At 59.4% G+C, this 19128-nt stretch carries 17 protein-coding genes; 14 read left to right on the forward strand and 3 right to left on the reverse strand.

Annotated features, from left to right (window positions below):
- Nucleotides 1–101 precede the first annotated feature (101 nt).
- The gene (locus AAEZ10_RS21250; protein WP_073471427.1) at nucleotides 102–1058 is read right to left on the reverse strand and encodes a glycosyl hydrolase family 5; all 957 of its coding nucleotides are present in this window, start codon (nucleotides 1056–1058) and stop codon (nucleotides 102–104) included.
- Between the two features lie 289 nt (nucleotides 1059–1347).
- Here AAEZ10_RS21250 and AAEZ10_RS21255 point away from each other — a divergent pair, with 289 nt between their 5' ends.
- The 8 genes from AAEZ10_RS21255 (at nucleotide 1348) to AAEZ10_RS21290 (ending at nucleotide 10924) form a co-directional block, all read left to right on the forward strand.
- Nucleotides 1348–1788 carry a low molecular weight protein-tyrosine-phosphatase gene (locus AAEZ10_RS21255; protein WP_073471426.1) on the forward strand — a complete coding sequence of 147 codons (441 nt, stop codon included), beginning with the start codon at nucleotides 1348–1350 and terminating at the stop codon, nucleotides 1786–1788.
- A 39-nt stretch (nucleotides 1789–1827) separates the two neighbouring features.
- Nucleotides 1828–4050 (forward strand): polysaccharide biosynthesis tyrosine autokinase, encoded by a 2223-nt coding sequence (locus AAEZ10_RS21260; protein WP_350570872.1) that lies wholly within the window; start codon nucleotides 1828–1830, stop codon nucleotides 4048–4050.
- Nucleotides 4051–4090: 40 nt separating this feature from the next.
- A complete protein-coding gene (locus AAEZ10_RS21265) occupies nucleotides 4091–5173 on the forward strand; it encodes a glycosyltransferase (RefSeq protein WP_016775464.1) in 1083 nt (360 codons plus the stop codon).
- Between the two features lie 15 nt (nucleotides 5174–5188).
- Entirely contained in the window at nucleotides 5189–6301 is a 1113-nt protein-coding gene (locus tag AAEZ10_RS21270; protein ID WP_122752121.1) for a polysaccharide pyruvyl transferase family protein, read from the forward strand.
- The gene (locus AAEZ10_RS21275) at nucleotides 6298–7530 is read left to right on the forward strand and encodes an MATE family efflux transporter (RefSeq protein ID WP_350570875.1); all 1233 of its coding nucleotides are present in this window, start codon (nucleotides 6298–6300) and stop codon (nucleotides 7528–7530) included. Before AAEZ10_RS21270 ends, AAEZ10_RS21275 begins: the two co-directional genes overlap by 4 nt.
- Nucleotides 7521–8624: a hypothetical protein gene (locus AAEZ10_RS21280; RefSeq protein ID WP_016775461.1), complete on the forward strand. Its 1104-nt coding sequence runs from the start codon at nucleotides 7521–7523 to the stop codon at nucleotides 8622–8624. The genes AAEZ10_RS21275 and AAEZ10_RS21280 overlap by 10 nt, the downstream gene beginning before the upstream one ends.
- 12 nt (nucleotides 8625–8636) lie before the next feature.
- Entirely contained in the window at nucleotides 8637–9683 is a 1047-nt protein-coding gene (locus AAEZ10_RS21285; RefSeq protein WP_350570877.1) for an acyltransferase family protein, read from the forward strand.
- 110 nt (nucleotides 9684–9793) lie between these two features.
- Nucleotides 9794–10924, forward strand: a complete 1131-nt coding sequence (locus AAEZ10_RS21290; protein ID WP_350570879.1) for an SGNH/GDSL hydrolase family protein — start codon at nucleotides 9794–9796, stop codon at nucleotides 10922–10924.
- 178 nt (nucleotides 10925–11102) lie between these two features.
- Here AAEZ10_RS21290 and AAEZ10_RS21295 read toward each other — a convergent pair whose 3' ends face one another.
- Both AAEZ10_RS21295 and galU read right to left on the reverse strand, forming a co-directional pair.
- Nucleotides 11103–11516 (reverse strand): mannose-1-phosphate guanylyltransferase, encoded by a 414-nt coding sequence (locus AAEZ10_RS21295; protein WP_263219495.1) that lies wholly within the window; start codon nucleotides 11514–11516, stop codon nucleotides 11103–11105.
- Nucleotides 11517–11547: 31 nt separating this feature from the next.
- Entirely contained in the window at nucleotides 11548–12381 is an 834-nt protein-coding gene (galU, locus tag AAEZ10_RS21300; protein ID WP_122508330.1) for a UTP--glucose-1-phosphate uridylyltransferase GalU, read from the reverse strand.
- Between the two features lie 387 nt (nucleotides 12382–12768).
- Between galU and galE the strand changes: the two genes are divergently transcribed.
- From galE to AAEZ10_RS21330, 6 genes are all read left to right on the forward strand, one after another.
- Nucleotides 12769–13785: a UDP-glucose 4-epimerase GalE gene (gene galE, locus AAEZ10_RS21305; protein ID WP_016775458.1), complete on the forward strand. Its 1017-nt coding sequence runs from the start codon at nucleotides 12769–12771 to the stop codon at nucleotides 13783–13785.
- Between the two features lie 230 nt (nucleotides 13786–14015).
- Nucleotides 14016–14252, forward strand: a complete 237-nt coding sequence (locus AAEZ10_RS21310; RefSeq protein WP_016775457.1) for a hypothetical protein — start codon at nucleotides 14016–14018, stop codon at nucleotides 14250–14252.
- Nucleotides 14253–14343: 91 nt separating this feature from the next.
- Entirely contained in the window at nucleotides 14344–15459 is a 1116-nt protein-coding gene (locus tag AAEZ10_RS21315; RefSeq protein ID WP_178116950.1) for a polysaccharide biosynthesis/export family protein, read from the forward strand.
- 12 nt (nucleotides 15460–15471) lie between these two features.
- Nucleotides 15472–16137: a YjbF family lipoprotein gene (locus AAEZ10_RS21320; protein ID WP_110646775.1), complete on the forward strand. Its 666-nt coding sequence runs from the start codon at nucleotides 15472–15474 to the stop codon at nucleotides 16135–16137.
- Nucleotides 16134–16895 (forward strand): capsule biosynthesis GfcC family protein, encoded by a 762-nt coding sequence (locus AAEZ10_RS21325; RefSeq protein ID WP_339101258.1) that lies wholly within the window; start codon nucleotides 16134–16136, stop codon nucleotides 16893–16895. The genes AAEZ10_RS21320 and AAEZ10_RS21325 overlap by 4 nt, the downstream gene beginning before the upstream one ends.
- A complete protein-coding gene (locus AAEZ10_RS21330; RefSeq protein WP_122703589.1) occupies nucleotides 16892–18970 on the forward strand; it encodes a YjbH domain-containing protein in 2079 nt (692 codons plus the stop codon). Before AAEZ10_RS21325 ends, AAEZ10_RS21330 begins: the two co-directional genes overlap by 4 nt.
- The last annotated feature ends 158 nt before the right edge of the window (nucleotides 18971–19128 follow it).

The raw sequence follows: 19128 nt of genomic DNA on the forward strand, positions 1-19128 counted from the left end.
ACGATTGTTTGAAAGGTGGGGCGCGGTGTCGCTGAATACGATGCCAAAACAGCCCACAGGTTCAAAGCAACCGACCTGTGAACAGACCGGTTGTCCAAGGTTTACTCAGCGTTCAACAGACCTTCTACCGACAAGCGTGCCGGTTTTGGCTGGCCGTCAGAGGTGAGAAAGCCGAAGTTCTTTTCGCGATCGTTGCTGCCCGAATCACTGTTCCGCCATTCATAGATAGAGGTCAGGGGAATATTGAGGCGTTTAACGTCGGTAATAAACGCGTTGATCTTGGTCGCTTGTCCTTCAGGGCCACCGTTGGAGGCGAGGGCCGAAACCCCCCATTCACTGATGACCCCCGGCAGATTGAAGTTCTGCTGGATGAACGTCTGCGCGTTGCTGATCTGCGTGGCGGTCATGCCGTAAGGGTGATAGGACACGGCGTTCAAGCATTTGGGGTAATCGCTGACGATACTTTTCATCGCCACCGTCGACGCCGAGCCCGCGCTTGGCGGCCGGGCGAAGCCGAAACCGACCCGTGGCGTCGTCTGCGGCTGACCTTCGAAGGCCTTGCACATGCCGGCCATGAACGGCACGAAGGTGGTATCGAAATTGCGCGTCGGCCAATAGGTTTCCAGGTCCGGCTCGTTCCAGATTTCGATCGCCACCAATTGCGAACTCCAGGTTTTTTCCAGCCCGGTCACGGTGTTGGCGAACTTACCGCCGGCGGCGTTCAGCTCCTCCGGCGACGTGGCCGGCAATGCCTTGATCGCGCGCACCGTCAGCAGCACTGGCAGGCCGGCGGAAGCGGCGGCGGCGAAGGCGTCGCTGACCTGTTTCTGATACGTCTTGGCGGTGAGGCTGTCGCTCCACACACCGAAGCGCACAAAGCTGAAGCCGGCGGCCTTGATTTGTGCGGCATCGGCGGCGGTGAAGCTCTGGATTTTCACCTGCACGCCGATGGTTTTTGCTGGAAGGTTGGGGAACAGCTCACTGGCGTGAACCTGGCTGGTGGCGCCGAGCGCCATCAGGGCGAGGGCGGCGAGTTTATTGCGCTGTGCTGTTTTCATGTCTGCTCTCCTGAAGAGAATGACAACTACGAATATTTGTCCCGTTACTCAATTTCCGATAACGGTGGTGGCACTAAGTGCGCGAATGTTATTTTTTGTCAGGAAAACAGCAACTGAAAATCACAGTTATTTTTAGTCCGCTAATTGTGGTTGGGGCGGATTAAAACGCTGTGGTACTTAATGTTCCTGTACTAACAGGGCGAAGCTATTTCTGAGTGCAGGAAAGTCGTGAGGGTTCATTAACTTTCACGGCATGTTGGCTGTTTGATATTACACAGGAAAGCAAGACTTGTTCAAAAAGATCCTCGTTGTCTGCGTGGGCAATATATGCCGAAGTCCGACGGCTGAACTGCTGCTGCGCAACGCTCTGGGCCAGTCCGCTATCACCGTGTCCTCAGCCGGCCTGTCCGCCCGCGTGGGCGAGGGCGTGGAAGCCTCGGCGCGGCAGGTTCTCGAAGAGCACGGGCATTGCGCGGAGGCTTTCAAGGCGCGGCAACTGACCTCGGACATCGTCAATGACTCGGACCTGATCCTGGTCATGGAAAAAGCTCACGTCAATCAAGTGCTGAAGATTGCCTCGCACGCCCGAGGCAAAGTGTTTCTGCTCGGTAAATGGCAGAGCGAGCGCGAAATACATGATCCGTATCGTCAAGGCAAAGCCGCGTTTATTCATGCCCACGCATTGATTGAAGATGCTGTTAGTTCATGGGCGAAACGTCTCGGGCATTGATGAATATTCTTCAGAACAGTAAATGGTAAGAACAGACTTATGCAGTTACCGTCCGTAATCGGCACCCGCGACAATGATCAAGACAGTATTGATCTGCTCGGCATCTTCGGCAGCCTGATCGACCAGAAGTGGCTGATCGGCGCGCTGACCGGTGCCTTCATGGTCACCGGCGTCGCCTATGCGGTTCTGGCAACGCCCGTGTACCTGGCGAACGCGCTGGTGCAGGTCGAACCGAAAAAGAACGACATGCTCGGTTTCTCCGACCTCAACAGCATGCTCGGCGGGCAATCGCCGTCGGTGACCGAAATCGGCATCATCAAATCCCGCGCGGTGATCGGCAAAACCGTTGACGACCTGCGCCTGGATATCGACGTCACCCCCAACACGTTCCCGTTGATCGGCGGCTTTCTTTCGCGGCGTTATCGCGGAGACAGCGAGACCAGCGTCGCGCCGCCGCGTTTCGGTTTGAACAGTTATGCCTGGGGCGGCGAACGTCTGGAATTCACTCGGCTGCAATTGCCGAAAGATTTGCTCGGCAAGAAACTCACCCTGATCGCCGGCGAGCAGCAGCGCTTTGAGCTGTTCGATGAAAACGACAATCTGCTCGCCGAAGGCGTCGCCGGCGAAGCGTTTGCCAATGACGGTGTAGAAGGGCAGATCGCGCACTTGTCGGCCAACCCCGGCACGCGTTTTCAGGTGGTGCGCAATCCACGCATCGTGACTATCCAGGGCTATCAGGACGCGCTGGATATCTCCGAACAGGGCAAAGAGTCGGGGATCATTCGTCTGGCGCTGGCCAGCTCGGACGCGGCCGAGGCGGTGAAGATCCTCAACAAGATCGCCTCGCTCTACGTCGAGCAAAACGTACGGCGCACTTCGGCGGAAGCCGCGCAGAGCCTCGCATTTCTGCAAAGCCAGTTGCCCCAGGTCAAGCGTGATCTGGCCAAGGCCAGCGACGCCTTGAATGCCTACCAGACCCACGGCAAGACCGTGAACATCTCGCTGGAAACCCAGTCGGTGCTGGGTCAGTCGGTGGCGCTGGAAACGCGCATCTCCGAGCTGAAAATGCAGCAGGCCGAACTTGATCGCAAGTTCACCAAACAGCACCCGGCCTATCGCGCCTTGATGACGCAGATCGGCGAGCTGACCCAGCAGCAGAAATCCCTCGAAGGCAAGGTTCAGGACTTGCCGGCCACCCAGCAGGAACTGCTCAACCTGACCCGCGACGTCGAGGTGGCTTCGCAGATCTACACGCAGTTGCTGAACAAATCCCAAGAGCTCGACATCGTCCGCGCCGGGGCCGTCGGCAACGTGCGCCTGATCGACACTGCCGATGTCGACATGACCAATCCGATCAAACCGAAGAAACCACTGATCGTGCTGATCGCGACATTGCTCGGCGCGTTTGTCGGCGTGGCGCTGGTGCTGCTGCGCAAATCCCTCAGCCGAGGCCTTGAAGGCCCGGAAGGCATCGAGCAGTTGGGCCTGCCGGTTTACGCGTCGATTCCCTACAGCGCCTTGCAGGAAGAAGAGGACAACAGAAAGGGCCGCGCCCGCGACGGCGTCGACAAGCCTGCGTACCTGCTGGCGCTGCGCAACCCGACCGATCTGTCGATCGAATCGATCCGCAGCCTACGCACCTGCCTGCACTTTGCCGGGCTCGATTCGACCAACAACCGCATCATGATTTCCGGGCCGAGCCCGCAGGTCGGCAAGACCTTCGTTTCGTCCAACCTTGCGGCGGTCATGGCCCTGAGCGGCCAGCGCGTGGTGCTGATCGATGCCGACATGCGCAAAGGGCACCTGCACAAAACCCTCAACACGCCGATCAGCAACGGTCTGTCCGACCTGCTGGTCAAGCGCTGCACCCTTGAGCAGGCGATCAACAAAGTCGAAGTCGACAACCTGCATTTCATCAGCCGGGGGCAAGTGCCGCCCAATCCTTCCGAGCTGCTGATGCACGCCAACTTCCGCGAACTGCTGGCGCAACTCAGCGAGCGCTACGACCTGGTGATCATCGACACGCCGCCGCTGTTGGCAGTGACCGATGCCGCCATCGTCGGTCGCGAAGCCGGCATCAGTCTGATCGTTACTCGCTTCGGGGTGAACCCGGCCAAAGAGATCGAACTGACCATTCGCCGCTTCGCCCAGAACGGCATCGAGTTGAAAGGCGCGGTGTTCAACGGCGTCGAGAAGCGCGCGGCCAGCTATTACGGCGGCACTGGCTATTACAACTACGAATACGCGTCCGACAAATCCTGATGGTTGCCGATTGTTCTTTCCTGTTTGAAGTGGGTGAGTTGTGAAAAAAATACTGCACGTGGCAGAGACGATCAAAGGTGGCGTGGCGACGGTGATCCGCACGATCTCGGCATCCCCCGAAGATGACGCAGCGAATTATCAACTGGTCTATCTGGTACCCGAGGATCAGGCCAAGGAGCTGCACGGCATCGCCCCGCAACAAGTGCGCACCTTCCCGCGCAGCGGTCGCAACGTGCCATCGCTGCTGCGTTTCGCCTGGCGCCTGAGCCAGGTGCTGCTCAAGGAAAAGCCCGACGTCGTGCATTTGCACAGCACCTTTTCCGGGGTGATCGGCCGTGTGGTGTGTGTGCTGTTGCGACCATGGCGCAAGCCGAAAATCGTCTACTGCCCGCACGCGTTTTCGTTCCTGATGGAAAGCTCTCCGACCAAGCAGAAGGTCTATGCGTGGATCGAGCGGGTGCTGCAGAAAGTCACCGACGTGATCATTTGCGTCAGCCAGTACGAGCTGGATAAAGCCGCGCGTTTCGGCATCGAGCGCAAGCGCATGAAGCTGATCTACAACGGCATTCATCACAAGGATGACGCGCCGAAAAGCGCTGGCGCCGAGCCGATTCATCTGCTGTTCGTCGGGCGTCTGGATTACCAGAAAGGCTTCGACGTGCTGCTCAAGGCCTACGCCAAGGTCAATCGCAACGACCTCAAACTGACGGTGGTTGGCAGTGCGGTCAACGAAGACTCTGTCGAGTGCCCGCCGATGGATTCGGTCGAGTACCTGCCGTGGGTGACGCCTAGTGAAGTACAGGCGCTGTATCAGAAAGCCGATGCGCTGATCGTGCCGAGTCGCTGGGAAGGCTTTGCCATGGTGCCGCTGGAAGGCATGGCCATGGGACTGCCGGTGATCGCCAGCAACTGCACCTCGCTGCCGGAACTGGTCACCAACGAAGTGTCCGGCTACGTCTTTCCGTCCGGCGATCACCAGGCGCTGGCCGACGTGTTGACGATCATCCAGAAGCCGCGCCTGCTCGACCTTGGCAATGAAGGCCGGAGCATTGTCCGCGAACGCTTCAGCGCCGCGTTGATGATCCGCCAGACCTACGACCTGTATCACGCTCCCACTTATTAAGTAGAACTCAAGCTTATGAACGTAACGATTTTGCATGGCTACAGTGCGTCCAACTCCGGTGACGGTCTGCTCGTCGATCTGGCCATTGCTCTGGTGCAGCGTAACTTCGGTGACGACACCGCGATCAGTGTCGTGGCGTCCGATCCCGAGTCATTCAACTACTTGCCGCACCCGCGTTTCGATGCGCCGGTAATGGCGGCCAAGGGTCTGGGGCGGGTCAAGCAAGCGGTGTTTCTCAATCAGTCCTACGCCGGGCTCGCCGATCTGCTGAAGAAGACCGATCTGATCGTCGGTGTCGGCGGCGGCTACATGCGTTCGAAAAGCGCCTTCGAGCACATCAAGCTGAAGCTTGGCCACGCCAAGCAACTGGAAACCGCGATCCTCAGCAAGGTGCCTTCGGTGTACCTGCCGCAGAGCATCGGCCCGTTTCATGGCGAGAGCAGCAAGATTGTCGAGCACTACGCCAGCGCCGATGCGGTGTTCGTGCGTGACAACCGTTCCTCGGCCATCTTTGATGCTTGCGAAAACGTCTACCGCGCGCCGGATCTGGCGGTGCAGTCGCTGGCGAGCAAGATTCTGCAGCAACCGAAATTCACCCGCTGCGCCGCCTCGCCGGCGACAGTCTGCGTGGTGCTGCGCAAGCCGCCGGAGTGGAGCAAAGAGAAGAAGGTCGCCTACGTGGCCAATCTGAAACTGCTGCTGCAGCGCCTGAAGAACAAAAGCAAAGTGGTCTGCGCCGTGCAAAGCGCCGTACGTGGCAACGATGACGGCGCGTTCTACCGCGAGCTGGGCATCAACGAAGATCTGCTGCCCCTGAAGGCAACCATTGCCAAGTACCAACCGGACCTGGTGATCTCGGTGCGTCTGCACGGCGCCATCGAATCGCTGCTCTCCGGCGTGCCGGCGTATCACATCAGCTACGAGCGCAAAGGCTTTGGCGCCTATCAGGACATGGGCGTCGAGGACTGGGTGATCAACGGCGGCGATATCGACGTCGACACCATCATCAACACCGTTTACGCGCCCAATGCCTTGGCGGATTTCGGCAAGCGCCTGACCGACACCTGCCGCGAGATCGAAGCGAAAACCGTGGCCATGGACGAAATCATCAAGGGTGTCGTTCGATGATATTTCGGCTGTTGCTTCGCGGCGGAGCCTTGGGCGCGAAGTTCTTGCTGGTGTTGGCCATCACCCATTACCTCGGTTACGAGGCGCTGGGTTTTTACGGTGTGGTGGTCGCGGCGTCGCTGATCGCTTCGAAGTTCTACAGCGTCGGCTTCAGTTCCGAGATCAACCGGCTGATCAGCGTCGGCGGCAGCTCGCGGCGGGTGGTCGACAGAGTCCTGCTGCTGTATCTGGCGGTGGGGCTGTTGCTGTCGGTGCTGACCGTGCTGATCTATTCGCTGTTCCAGTCGGTGGAAGCAACCGCCACGCTGATCCTGTGCGTGACCCTTGTGTTGCTCACCGAGCACCTGTCGTTCGAAATCAATTCCTTCGTGTTTTCCGCGCAGAAAGCCACCGCCGGCGCTTTGCTGTTCTTCATCAAGACCGGCCTGTGGGCGGTGTTGGCGGTGGGCGGCATGGTGCTCGGCTGGGTCGCGGGCATCGCCAGTGTGTTGTGGCTGTGGGTCGCCGCCAACGTGCTGGTGATCATCGCCGGTTATTTGATCGTAGTGAACGTGCACAAGGGCCGCGAAGCCGCGCCGCTGGACACCGCGACGGTGTGGAAGGCCGGGTTGCCGTTCTATCTCGGCACCGGCCTGATCGCCCTGAGTCAGTACGCCGAGCGCTTTCTGATCATCGACCTCGAGCCCTACGCCAGCCTCGGTAAATATGTGTATGCGTGGTCGGCGGCCAACACCTTGCAGGCGTTGTCGTATGCGGTGGTGGCGGTGGTCGGCATTCCGGTGTTGGCCAAGCGTTTCCAGACCGATCAGCAGGCGTTCACGGTCAGGCAACTGTTCGTCAACAAATGGGTGATGCGCTCGCTGGTGTTTTCCGCCGTTGTGGCCGTGGCGATCTATGTGTTTTTCAATGTGCTGCTCGATTACGTCGCCGCCAGCGTGCCGCGTCCGGATAACGCGCTCCTCGCGGTGCTGATTTTTTCCTTCGCCTTGCGGGCGATTGGCGACATTGTCTGGGGCGGTTTGATTGCCTCGAAAAACAGCCGGGTGTCGCTGGCCAGTGCGGCGCTCTGCCTGCTGATTTCGGTGCCGGTCAGCTATGTGCTGATCAAGCATTACTCGATCTACGGCGCGGCGTGGGGCAACGTTTTCGCCATCGTCGTGCAGCTCAGTGTGATTGCAGTGTTGACCCGTGTCACCGGCGCGAAAAAGGCTGCGCTGTCATGGGCCTGAAACTGCCGCGCATCGAGTTTCGTGGGCGCAAATTCGATTCGTCGATTTCCTTTCTGATCCTGTTCACTGGGCTGTTTCTGTCAGTGGCGATGCCGTTGCTGGTGCCGCGTGATCCGGGGCCGGATGCGATGACCTTGTGGTCGTCGTATGCGCGTGCCGACAACTGCAATTTCTGGAATCCGTTCTCGCCGGATCGCTCGTCCTACGAGTGTTCGGCGTTCCTGCTGCGGCCCACAGGGATCAACCTGACCAACGCCTGGGCCTACGGCATGTTCTGCAATTTCTTCCTCACCGCAATTCCGGTGGTGGTGTTCCGGCGCATGCCGCTGACCATCTTCGGCACCCTGTGCCTGTGGGGCATCGTGCGTTCGTTTTTCCTCGAGAACCTGACCAAAGAAATCATCGTGTCGGTGGCGGTGTTGAGCATTCTGCTCAGCGCATTGACGCGCAAATATCGCGGCGGTTTTTTTCTTTCGGCGGTGATTTACGGCGTGTTGATCCGGCCGTACTGGATTCTGTTTTCGCTGTCGTGGGTCGGCGTCTGCGTCATGAAAAAGTACGTCTCGCGATTTACCTTTTTTCTGATGCTGTTCCTGTTTTATCTGGCGGTGGCCATGGCCATTCAGCTGGCGCTGGGCTTTCCGGTGTCGTCGATTCGGGCGAGCAACAACGAGCTGCGCACGGCGGGCGAGGAAGGCTCGAAGTCGCTGATCGTCTCGTGGCTCAGCGGCAGTGACTTCGTCTCCCAAGCACTGGATTCGATGATCATTTTCTTCCGCCTGTCGTTCCCGGTTGAGCTGATTCTGCTGTCCGGGCCGGGGCAGGTGATCTTCGTTGCGCTGATGATCATGACCGCGCTGCTGCTGTTCAAAGTCATCACTTCGACCGACTACAAGGGCGCGCCGATCCAGACCAAACCCAAGGAACTGATCGCGATTCCGCTGGCGTTTCTGTTGGTGCAAGGCTTGTTCGAGCCGGACTTCGGCTCCTTCGCCCGCCACTTCTCGATGGTCGTGCCGGTGTTGTTCGTCGGCCTGGGCTTGATGCTGCGCGCGAACAAACCGGTGCAGGTCGAATCAAGAATTCTCACTTAAGGCAGGTGCTCTATGTCGAGCAAGAAAAAATCCCTGGAGATCGAAACCCTGCGCGGCCTGGCGTGCCTGCTGCTGGTGCTCTATCACGTCATTGGCCCGCTGGGAGGCGGCTTGAAGATCGACATCGGCTCGCCGTTCCGGGTCATCGCCGACTCGATGGTGTACGTGCGCATGCCGCTGTTCACGTTCATCTCCGGCTACATCTATTCGATCTACAAGATTCGCGGCAATGACTTTTCCGCCTTCTTCGTCGGCAAGGTGCGCCGGTTGAACGTGCCGCTGTTCTGCGTCGGCGTGCCGTTCTCGGTGCTGCAAGCGGTGGGGCCGGGGGTGAACAAGGACGTCGGCGTGATCGACGCGTTGTTGTCGTTCTGGGTGCCGATCAACCACTTCTGGTTCCTGCAGGCGGTGTTCAGCATTTTCATCTTCGTCGGCTTGCTGGAATGGCGCGGCCTGCTGCGTTCGGCGACGCGGCTGTATGGCTTGTTTGCATTTGCGGCGGTGTTGTTCCTGCTGCCGCCGTTGCCGCTGGATGCGTTCGGTATCAACGGTGCGATTTACCTGCTGCCGTTTTTTGTTGCAGGGATGATCGGTCAAGAAAATGTCGATGTTTTGAAACAGCGTTTCAAAGTGATCGGGCCGCTGCTGTTTGTGTTGATTTCACTGACGCTGTTGTACGTCGCGGCGATCGATCGTGAGCTGATTGTCGATCGCCGCAGCCTGATTGGTTTGACGGTGGGTTGTGTGTCTTGCATCGCGTTGCTGTCGAGTGACATGCGCTCGAAAGCGCTGACCTGGCTCGGCGGATATTCCTATGCGATTTTCCTTTTCCATGTGCTGTTCGCAGCGACCTCGCGGTTTGTCCTCGGGCGCCTCGGCGTGAAGGATGAGAGCTTGCTGGTGCTTGGTGGTCTGAGTTGTGGATTGCTCGGGCCGGTGCTGTTGGCGATGGTGTTCAGCCGGTTCAATTTCACCTCGGTGTTGTTCCTTGGCGAGCGTGCGGCGAAGAGGAAAGCACCGGTGATTGTCGCTCCGGTGGTGCAGACGCAGAACAGCTGAAAGCTTCGCGAGCAGGCTCGCTCCCACAGAGGTTGTGTGAATTGCACAAGGTCTTTTGTGGGAGCGAGCCTGCTCGCGAAGGGGCCATCCCGGACAAAGGAAAATATTCAATGATGCCAGTAGACGCCCCTCAACCAGTCGCCACTTCGGCCATCACGATAGACGATGCTCGCCAGCGCTTTGCGCAGTGGCGCGAGGGCAAGGCCGGCAAGGTGCTGGCGGTTTCGGTGATCGGCGACAGCTACACCGCCGGGCAGGATTTCTACCTGAACAAACTGGTGCAGCGAGTGGCCGCCGAGGTGGGTTTCGCCGGCCCCGGTTACGTCGGTTTCAACCACGGCGCGGCGCTGGGCGGCACGCACTTCAAATACACCCGCAGCAGCGACAAATACTTCGGCGGCGGCTGGAAGGTTTCCGAGCTGGGCCAGGCCAGTCCGGACAGTCGCACGATCAGCGGCAAACCCGGCGCCTGGTTGCAAGTCGATGCCAGCCCTTCGCCGCGCATCGATACCACGGTCACTCAGGCGAAACTGTTGTATCTGGGCAATGGCGAATCCGATGAGTTGCGCTATCGCTGGTCGCCCGCGCAAGCCTGGCAACCGTTGAAACTCGCAGGCTCAGGCGTTCAGGAAGTCGCGCTAGCGGGCATTCCATCGGCCGCAGACTGGTCATTCAGACTGGAAGTGGTGAAGGGCGCGCCCACGTTGTTCGGCCTTTGGATGACGAATGATGAGAAGGGCATTCGGGTGTCGAAACTGGCGGCCTCCGGCGCGGCATCGGCGGATTTCTATCACGCCGATCGACAGTGGCAGGCGCAATGGAAAGCGGTGGTGTCGAAGATCCCGGCCGACGTTTACCTGATCATGCTCGGCGGCAACGATCAGGGCTTCGGCGTCAAACCTGCGCAGTACCTGCAAAACGTTCAGGGCCTGGTGAGCATGCTGCGCGAGATTCAGCCGGCGGCGAGCATCAACCTGATCATGCGCCAGGACACCACACGCTCCAGCGCTTATCCGATGTCGGCCTATGCGCAGGTGCTTGAGCCGTGGGCGCGTGAACAGCAGCTCGGTTTTGCCAACCTGCAATGCGCGTTTGGCCCCGACGTCAAACGCTACGCCAGCGCGATGATCGGCCCGGACAAGATTCATCCGTTGCCGGCCACGGGCGGGAAGGTGATTGCCGATTATTTTTATCGCTGGATAACGGGTACGAGTACCGGTTGCGACGACTCGCCACCATGATCGTTCCCACGCTCCGCGTGGGAACGCCGCCCGGGACGCTCCGCGTCCCTCCGCAGCGTGACGCAGAGCGTCACTGGATGCATTCCCACGCGGAGCGTGGGAACGATCAATGCTGACTGTGCCGCCGCTTTCGCGAGCAGGCTCGCTCCCACAATGGATCGGTGTGACGCCCGGGTGATCAGGCGTCGCGCTTGAAGGCGTCGATGAGCCCCAGCAGTTCGTCAAGCTTGCGCGGCATCAACCGCGCATCACAGCGCGTCTCGACGTTGATGATGATCGCCGGATCGTTGCAGCAGATGCGCACGCGAAAACGCCAGTCGCTGAATATCACTTTCAGGCCATCGCGGTCATCCATTTCCAGCGCCTGTTCGCCATACAACGCTTTCAGGTGCGCGAGCAGCGGATAGGGATCGCGCAGCGTCCGGCGAATATCGCCGGACGCAGGGAACACGCCGATTCGCTCCACCAGCAGAATCGTTCCCAGCCAGGTTTCGTTGGCGCTGGGCAGCGGTTGATGGCGCGACAACCAGCTCATCACCCCGAGGTTGCCCACCTCACGTTCAATCTCTGTCGAATGTTGTGCAATGTTCATGGTTGCCTGCCTCTGGTGGTGGGGAGCCGTCTCAGCGGCCCTTGAGGTACACGTTGTCGTAGCAGAAATTGGTCGCCTGCAAGTAACCCTCGGCATCGCCGCAATCGAAGCGCAGGCCTTTGAATTTGTAGGCCAGCACGCAGCCGTTCTGCGCCTGTTTCATCAGTGCGTCGGTGATCTGGATTTCGCCGCCCTTGCCCGGTTCGGTGTCGGCAATCAGGTCGAAGATGTCCGGGGTGAGGATGTAGCGCCCGATGATCGCCAGGTTCGACGGCGCGTCCTGCGGCGCCGGTTTTTCCACCATGTTGTTGACCCGGTAGATGCCCTCGGAAATCAGCTCACCGGCAATCACGCCGTACTTGTGAGTCTGGTCGGCCGGGACTTCCTGGATGGCGACGATCGAGCAGCGGAATTTCCTGTACAGCTGGATCATCTGCGACAACACGCCATCGCCGTCGAGGTTCAGGCACAGGTCGTCGGCCAGCACCACGGCAAACGGCTCGTCGCCGATCAATGGGCGGCCGCTGAGAATGGCGTGGCCCAAGCCTTTCATTTCCACCTGACGGGTGTAGGAGAAGGTGCAGGTGTCGATCAGCTCGCGGGTGCCGGCGAGGAATTTCTCTTTCTCGGTGCCACGGATCTGGTGCTCGAGTTCGTAGCTGATGTCGAAGTGGTCTTCCAGCGCGCGCTTGCCCCGGCCGGTGACGATGGCCATGTGTTGCAGGCCAGCGTCCCGTGCTTCTTCAACGGCATATTCGATCAACGGCTTGTTGACGATCGGCAGCATCTCTTTCGGCATGGCTTTGGTCGCCGGCAAGAAACGCGTGCCGTAGCCGGCAGCGGGGAACAAACATTTACGAATCATAAAAGTATCCTGGACAGTCATGGAACACAGGCGACGGTTGCGCACCACAAAGTGGCGGCAAGTTTCAATGATTATTGAAGGCTTACTTTAATACCCGAGTCAGGTTGTTGCTGGCAATTAGTTGCGCTGTTAAAAAGCGCTAATGTTATGAGATGTCGACTACTTGGTTATTAGTTATTTTTAGTCGGTATCTGTCGATAGTGATAAGTGTCCAGGGAGTGCTAATAAGTACCCGTCAAACAGTTTGACCGGCAAAAATAATTATTGCCAGTGGTTGAACTAAATTTGTTTGAGGTTGTTGTCGCCCTGTTTGTGTGAATTGCTCCGCATATCCACCAGGCATGGCTTGACACGCTACCGGGTATTTATTCAATGACGGACCGCGCTATGAAGATTCTGGTAACGGGTGGTGCCGGCTATATCGGCTCGCATACCACACTTGCATTGCTTGAAGCGGGTTATGAAGTTGTCGTTCTGGATAATCTTTGTAACAGCAGCGACGCAGCACTTCACGCCGTTGAAGCCATTTGCGGCAAAAGTGCATGGATGATTCGCGGCGATGTTTGCGATCGGCCGCTGCTCGACCGGATTTTCCGCGAGCATCAGATCGACGCCGTGCTGCATTTCGCCGGGCTCAAAGCCGTGGGCGAGAGTGTGCGCAAGCCGCTCGAATACTACGAAACCAACGTCGGCGGCAGCATCACCCTGTGTCAGGCGATGGCAGCGGCGGGGGTGTTCCGGCTGGTGTTCAGTTCCTCGGCGACGGTGTACGGCGAGCCTGAAGAAATGCCGATTCGCGAGGATTTTCCTACGGGCAATCCGACCAATCCCTACGGCCAGTCCAAGCTGATCGTCGAGAACGTGCTGCGCGATCTGAGCCTCGCCGAGCCGCGCTGGAGCATCGCGCTGCTGCGCTATTTCAACCCGATCGGCGCCCACGCAAGCGGGCACATGGGCGAAGACCCCAACGGCATCCCGAACAATCTGGTGCCGTATATCAGCCAGGTCGCGGTCGGCAGCCTGCGCGAGCTGTCGATCTTCGGTAACGATTACCCGACCGCCGATGGCACCGGCGTGCGCGATTACATTCATGTCGTCGATCTGGCGGACGGGCATTTGAAAGCGTTGCAGTCGATCAGCGAGCGCACCGGCATTCACACCTGGAACCTCGGCACCGGCGATGGCTACAGCGTGCTGCAAGTGCTGCATGCCTTCGAACAGGCCTGCGGGCGGCCGGTGCCGTACCGGATGATGCCGCGCCGCGCCGGTGATATTGCCGAGAGTTTTGCCGATGCTTCGAAAGCGGCGAAAGAGCTCGGCTGGAAAGCCACGCGCAACTTGCAGGACATGGTTGCCGACACTTGGCGCTGGCAATCGAATCATCCCAATGGTTATTCGCGATGATGGCCATTTAGTCCGATGTTAGTTTCAGTCAGGTTGTTAGATAACGTCGGGAAATTACACTGGCAATGCCATTTGCAAATCCGTAGATATAAACCTGCCGTTCGACTTTAGCAGTTGCACAGGACTGTGAAAGAACAACGGATCTTGTTCGCGCTCTTTGCGGACTTGAAAGCTACCAGCTCTGACACAGATCTGTTTTTTAACAGTTCGAATGTTAGAAAGGAGTTGTTATGAAAAAAGTGATGGCAGTTGCCCTGTTGACGATGTTGAGCAACTGGGCTGCCGCCGCTGAAGCGCCGTTGACAGCGGTAACCAATGTAGGTGGCAGTGTGGCGGCTTCGCAAGCGCCCGCGGCCAGTACTGCAATGGTTGCCAGTGCTGTAGCGGCGTCCAACAGCGGTGGCAGTGCCAACGGCGGTACCACCGGTACGACGGGTACCACCGGTACAACCGGCACGCATAACTAACAGGAACATTTGTTAGTGCAGTACAGAGTCGCCCGACGCAAGTCGGGTGACTTTGTTTTTTGGATTCGCCCTTGAATAGCGTAGTGCCATTATGACTCGTAGTGTTTATCTTTTAATGTTGGCAAGTCTCGCTTTGCAAGGTTGCATGTTTTCCCCCGGCCAGTACCTGAGCACCAGCGATATCACCCGCCAGGGTGCCAGCGAAAGCAGTCGGGTCGAGCTGATTCCGATCACCCCGAAGCTGATCGCCATGAACCGCGCCACCCAGAAGCGTGAGTCGCTGCCGACGGAGCTGCTGGTAACGCCGGCGGAATATCGCATCGGCAACAATGACGTGCTGTACATCACCGTCTGGGATCACCCGGAGCTGACCGCCCCCTCCGGCGCGCAACAACAGATCGATGCCAACGGCCGTCTGGTGCGCTCCGATGGCACGCTGTATTACCCGTTCATCAAGGAAGTCCAGGCCGCCGGCCGGACTATCCAGCAACTGCGCGCGGACATCGAACAGCGCTTGTCGGCATTCATCGCCGAGCCGCAGGTCGACGTCGCGGTGTTGCGCTTCGCCAGCCAGAAAGTCGTGGTCACCGGCGCCGTGACGAAGGCCGGCCCGCAAGCGATTTCGACCAATCCGCTGAGCGTGGTCGAAGCCCTCGGTTCCGCTGGCATCGACACCAATAATGCCGACTTGTCGGGCCTGCTGCTGACGCGCAACGGGCGGGTCTATCCACTCAATCTCGACACGCTCAATCAGCAGGATTCCGAACTGCAGAACGTCTACCTCAAGGGCGGCGATCAGCTGTATCTGCCGTACAACGACAACAAGCGCATCTACGTCATGGGCGAGGTCAACCAGCCGCGCGCGCTGAGCTTCAAGACCGCGACCATGAATCTTTCCGACGTGCTCGGTTCGGTCGGTGGCCTGAGTCAGACCAGTTCCAACGGCAACGCGGTGTACGTGATTCGCGGCGTGGAAAATCTCGACGTCGAGCCGGCGAAGATCTATCAGCTCGAAGCCGAATCGCCGACCGCCATGGCGCTGGCCTCGCACTTTCAGGTGCGGCCGCAGGATGTCGTCTACGTCGGCCCGGCCAACGTTACGCGTTGGAACCGTTTCATCAGCCAGTTGGTGCCGTCGGCGTCGATTGTCGGCACCGGGGCTTCGGCAGCGAAGAACTGGAGCGAATACAGCAACAACAGCAAATAAGGCCGCCCGACTGTGAACCTATTGAAAGTGGGCGTCTGCCTGATGGCGGCCTCGTTGCTGTGCGGCTGTAACCCGCTGATGAGCGCATCGCTGAACAACCTCAAAGCCGCCGTCGTCGGCCCCGACGAGGTTGATGTGACAGCGGCCGAAGTCGCCGGGGTCAACTACCCGCAACTGAAACTGACCACGCCATCCGGCTCAGGCGTGCTGGCGCTGGTGCGCGAGCGTGAAGACCTGCAATTCTGGGTCGCCTCCGGCAAGCAGGTTTTGCTGCTGCGCGATGGCCTCGCCGTGCGCAGCATCGGCCTCGGTCTGCAAGGCGACCTGGATGGCACGCGGCTGGCCGATGACTCGCCGTTCAAGCAAGGCCTGCATCACGTCGCCGACGGTTTCACCACACGGCGCTGGATCGATCTGTACAAAGGCCAGGAAGTCGGCGTGATCGTCAACAGCCGCTTCTCGCGCCGCGCCACCGAGACTCTGGAAATTCTCGACAAGGCTTACTCGGTGCTGCGCATCGATGAACAGATCGACGCCCCAGCCATCGGCCTCAGCGCGACCAACCGTTACTGGGTCGACCCGCGAGACGGTTTCATTCTGCAGAGCGAGCAGCAACTGACCTCGCAATTGCGCGTGAAGCTGGTGCAATTGACTCCTGATCGCAGGCATCTGCCGTGAAGCGCTTAAGCCTAATCGCGGCGGGTTTTTTGCTGGTCGCAGGGGCGAGTCAGGCCGCCGTCACTGTGTCCGGCGACGTCGCCAATCCCGGTCCGATTGCATTGCCGCCGGGTGGACGCCTGTTCGATGTGATCAGCGAGGCCGTACCCAATGCCGAAGGCTATTGGCTGGCGGGCGGCTTGTTGCGCCAGTCGCTGGTCGAGGAACAGACACGGCTCAAGGTTGGTGTGCTGTTCGATCTCGAGGTGCTGCAGCGCATGGCGACGCTGTTTGATCGGCCAAGCCGCGCGGCACTGGCGCAGCGCATTGCCGAAGAAGTCCGACAAATGCCAGTGACCGGACGGCAGATCGCTGACCTCGATCCGGTGGCGGTGGAAGTCGGCTTCGCGCGCAACATTCGTCTGGATGACGGCGATCGGCTGATCTATCCGAAACGGGTTGATGAAGTGCAGGTGTTGGGCGCGGTCACCGAGCCATGTCACTTGCCGTACCAGCCATTGCAGGAGGCCCGCGAATATCTCGAAGGCTGCTCGATTCTCGACGATGCCGAGGCCGATTACCTGTGGTTGATCCAGCCCAACGGCGTCTCGCGGCGCGTCGGCATCGCGCACTGGAATCGCGAGTCCGGGCAGTTTCCGGTGGCCGGCAGCAGGATTCTGGTGCCGATAAAAAATGATGATCTTGATCCGCCTCTTCCTGAACTGAATCAGCAGTTGGCCGAATTCATTGCCACGCAGCTGGCCGAGGTGGTTCGTTGAAGTTACGTTTTGCAGCTGTGTTGTTATTGCCCTGCGGTCTGGCCCACGCCGAGCCGCGCATCACCCAGAATGACTTCGGTGGCGCCGGTCTGTTGCAGACGCCGACGGCGCGCATGGCTCCGGCGGGGGAGTTGAGCGTCAACGCCAACCGCACCGACCCCTACAGCCGCTACAGCGTGTCGTTGCAACCGCTGGACTGGCTCGAAGGTTCGTTTCGCTACACCGCGATCACCAACCGGCCCTACGGCTCGGAGGCCCTCAGCGGCAGTCAAAGCTACAAGGACAAGGCGGTCGACGCCAAAGTGCGCCTGTGGCAGGAAAGCCACTGGGCACCGGAAGTGGCGCTGGGCTTTCGAGATATCGGTGGTACCGGTTTGTTCTCCAGCGAATTCTTCGTCGCCAACAAGCGCTTCGACAATTTCGACTTCAGCGCCGGCATCGCCTGGGGCTACATCGGTAATCGCGGCGACTTCGACAACCCGCTGGGCTACGTCAGCAATCGCTTCGATACGCGCCCGGCGCTGGAAGGCACCGGCGACGTCAACTCCGGCTCGTACTTTCGCGGCAAGCCTTCACTGTTCGGTGGCGTGAGCTACCAAACGCCGTGGGATCGGCTGAGCCTGAAGCTGGAATTCGAAGGCAACGACTACAAGAACGAGCCGAAGGACAACGAGATCAAACAGGACTCGCCGATCAACCTTGGCGCGGTGTTCAAGGTGACCGATTCGATCGACCTGAGCGCCGCGTGGGAGCGGGGCAACACGGCGATGTTCGGCGTGACGTTTCACACCAATTTCGTCAGCCGCAAGGCGCCGGCCAAGACTTACGATCCGACCCCCGAACCGCTGCCGGCGAAGGCGCCGACGACCTCGATGGAACAGGTCAACTGGGCCGATGTGTCGCGGCGTTTGCAGCAGAATGCCGGGTACAAGGTCGAGCGCATCAGCCAGCGCGATTCCGAACTGATCGTCTATGGCGAGCAGCAGCGTTATTTCCATTCGTCCAAAGCCGTTGGCCGCGCGAGCCGGATTCTCGACAACAGCGTCAACGACGACATCGACTGGTTCACCGTGGTCAACAAGCGCTACGACCTGCCGCTGGAAGAAACCAGCCTGCCGCGCCAGACCTTCCGCGAAGTGATCAACAATGAAGAACCGTTGGAGTCGCTGCACCGCACTACCGAAATCAACCCGGCGATGCCGCACAACGAGAAAACCCTCTACACCGAAGCGCCGCAGCATTTCAGCTATGGCGTGGGGCTGGGCTTCAAGCAGAACGTCGGCGGCCCGGATGGTTTGCTCTATCAATTCAGTGCCGATGCGGACGCGGAATATCGCTTCAACCGCAACACCTGGTGGAGCGGTTTGCTCAGCGCCAACCTGGTCAACAACTTCGACAAATTCGTCTACGACGCGCCGAGCGGATTGCCCCGCGTGCGCACGGATTTGCGCCAGTACCTGACGACGTCAAACACGACCATGCCGTTGTTTCAGCTCAGCCATGCCGAGCAGTTGGACAAGGATCTGTACGGCATGGTGTACGGCGGCTATCTGGAATCGATGTTTGCCGGCGTCGGTGCGGAAGTGTTGTTCCGCCCGACCGGTGAGCGCTGGTCGCTGGGCGCGGATCTGAACTGGGTGCGCCAGCGTGATTTCGATCAGGGCTTTGCCTTGCGCGATTACTCGGTAGTGACCGGGCATATCACCGGCTATACCGACCTGCCGTTCGACACGCTGGCGGCGGTCAGTGTTGGTCGCTATCTGGCCGGAGACTGGGGCACCACCGTGGACATCTCGCGCGAGTTTTTTAACGGCGTGCGCGTCGGTGCCTGGGCAACCATCACCACGGCCAGTAGCGCCGAATATGGCGAAGGTAGTTTCGACAAGGGCCTGTACCTGTCGATCCCGTTCGACGAAATGATGAGCATGTCGACCATGCGCCGCGCCAACCTGGTCTGGGCACCACTGACCCGAGATGGCGGCGCCAGACTGAGCCGCAGCTATCAACTGCACTCGATGACGGATAGCCGGGAAGGGGACATGTTCTATCGCAACTTCGAGAAGATTACCGAGTAAGCGCTGGTCTGTGGGAGCGAGCCTGCTCGCGAATGGTCCGGCACATCCAACATCTCCAGTGCCTGACACAACGCTTTCGCGAGCAGGCTCGCTCCCACAGGGTGTTGTGTTACAGCACAGTTTTCGACCCTAACCCTGATCCCTGTGGGAGCGAGCCT

It is taken from the genome of Pseudomonas sp. H26/SER47-MNA-CIBAN-0231 (assembly GCF_040310465.1).
Lineage (GTDB): Bacteria > Pseudomonadota > Gammaproteobacteria > Pseudomonadales > Pseudomonadaceae > Aquipseudomonas > Aquipseudomonas atacamensis.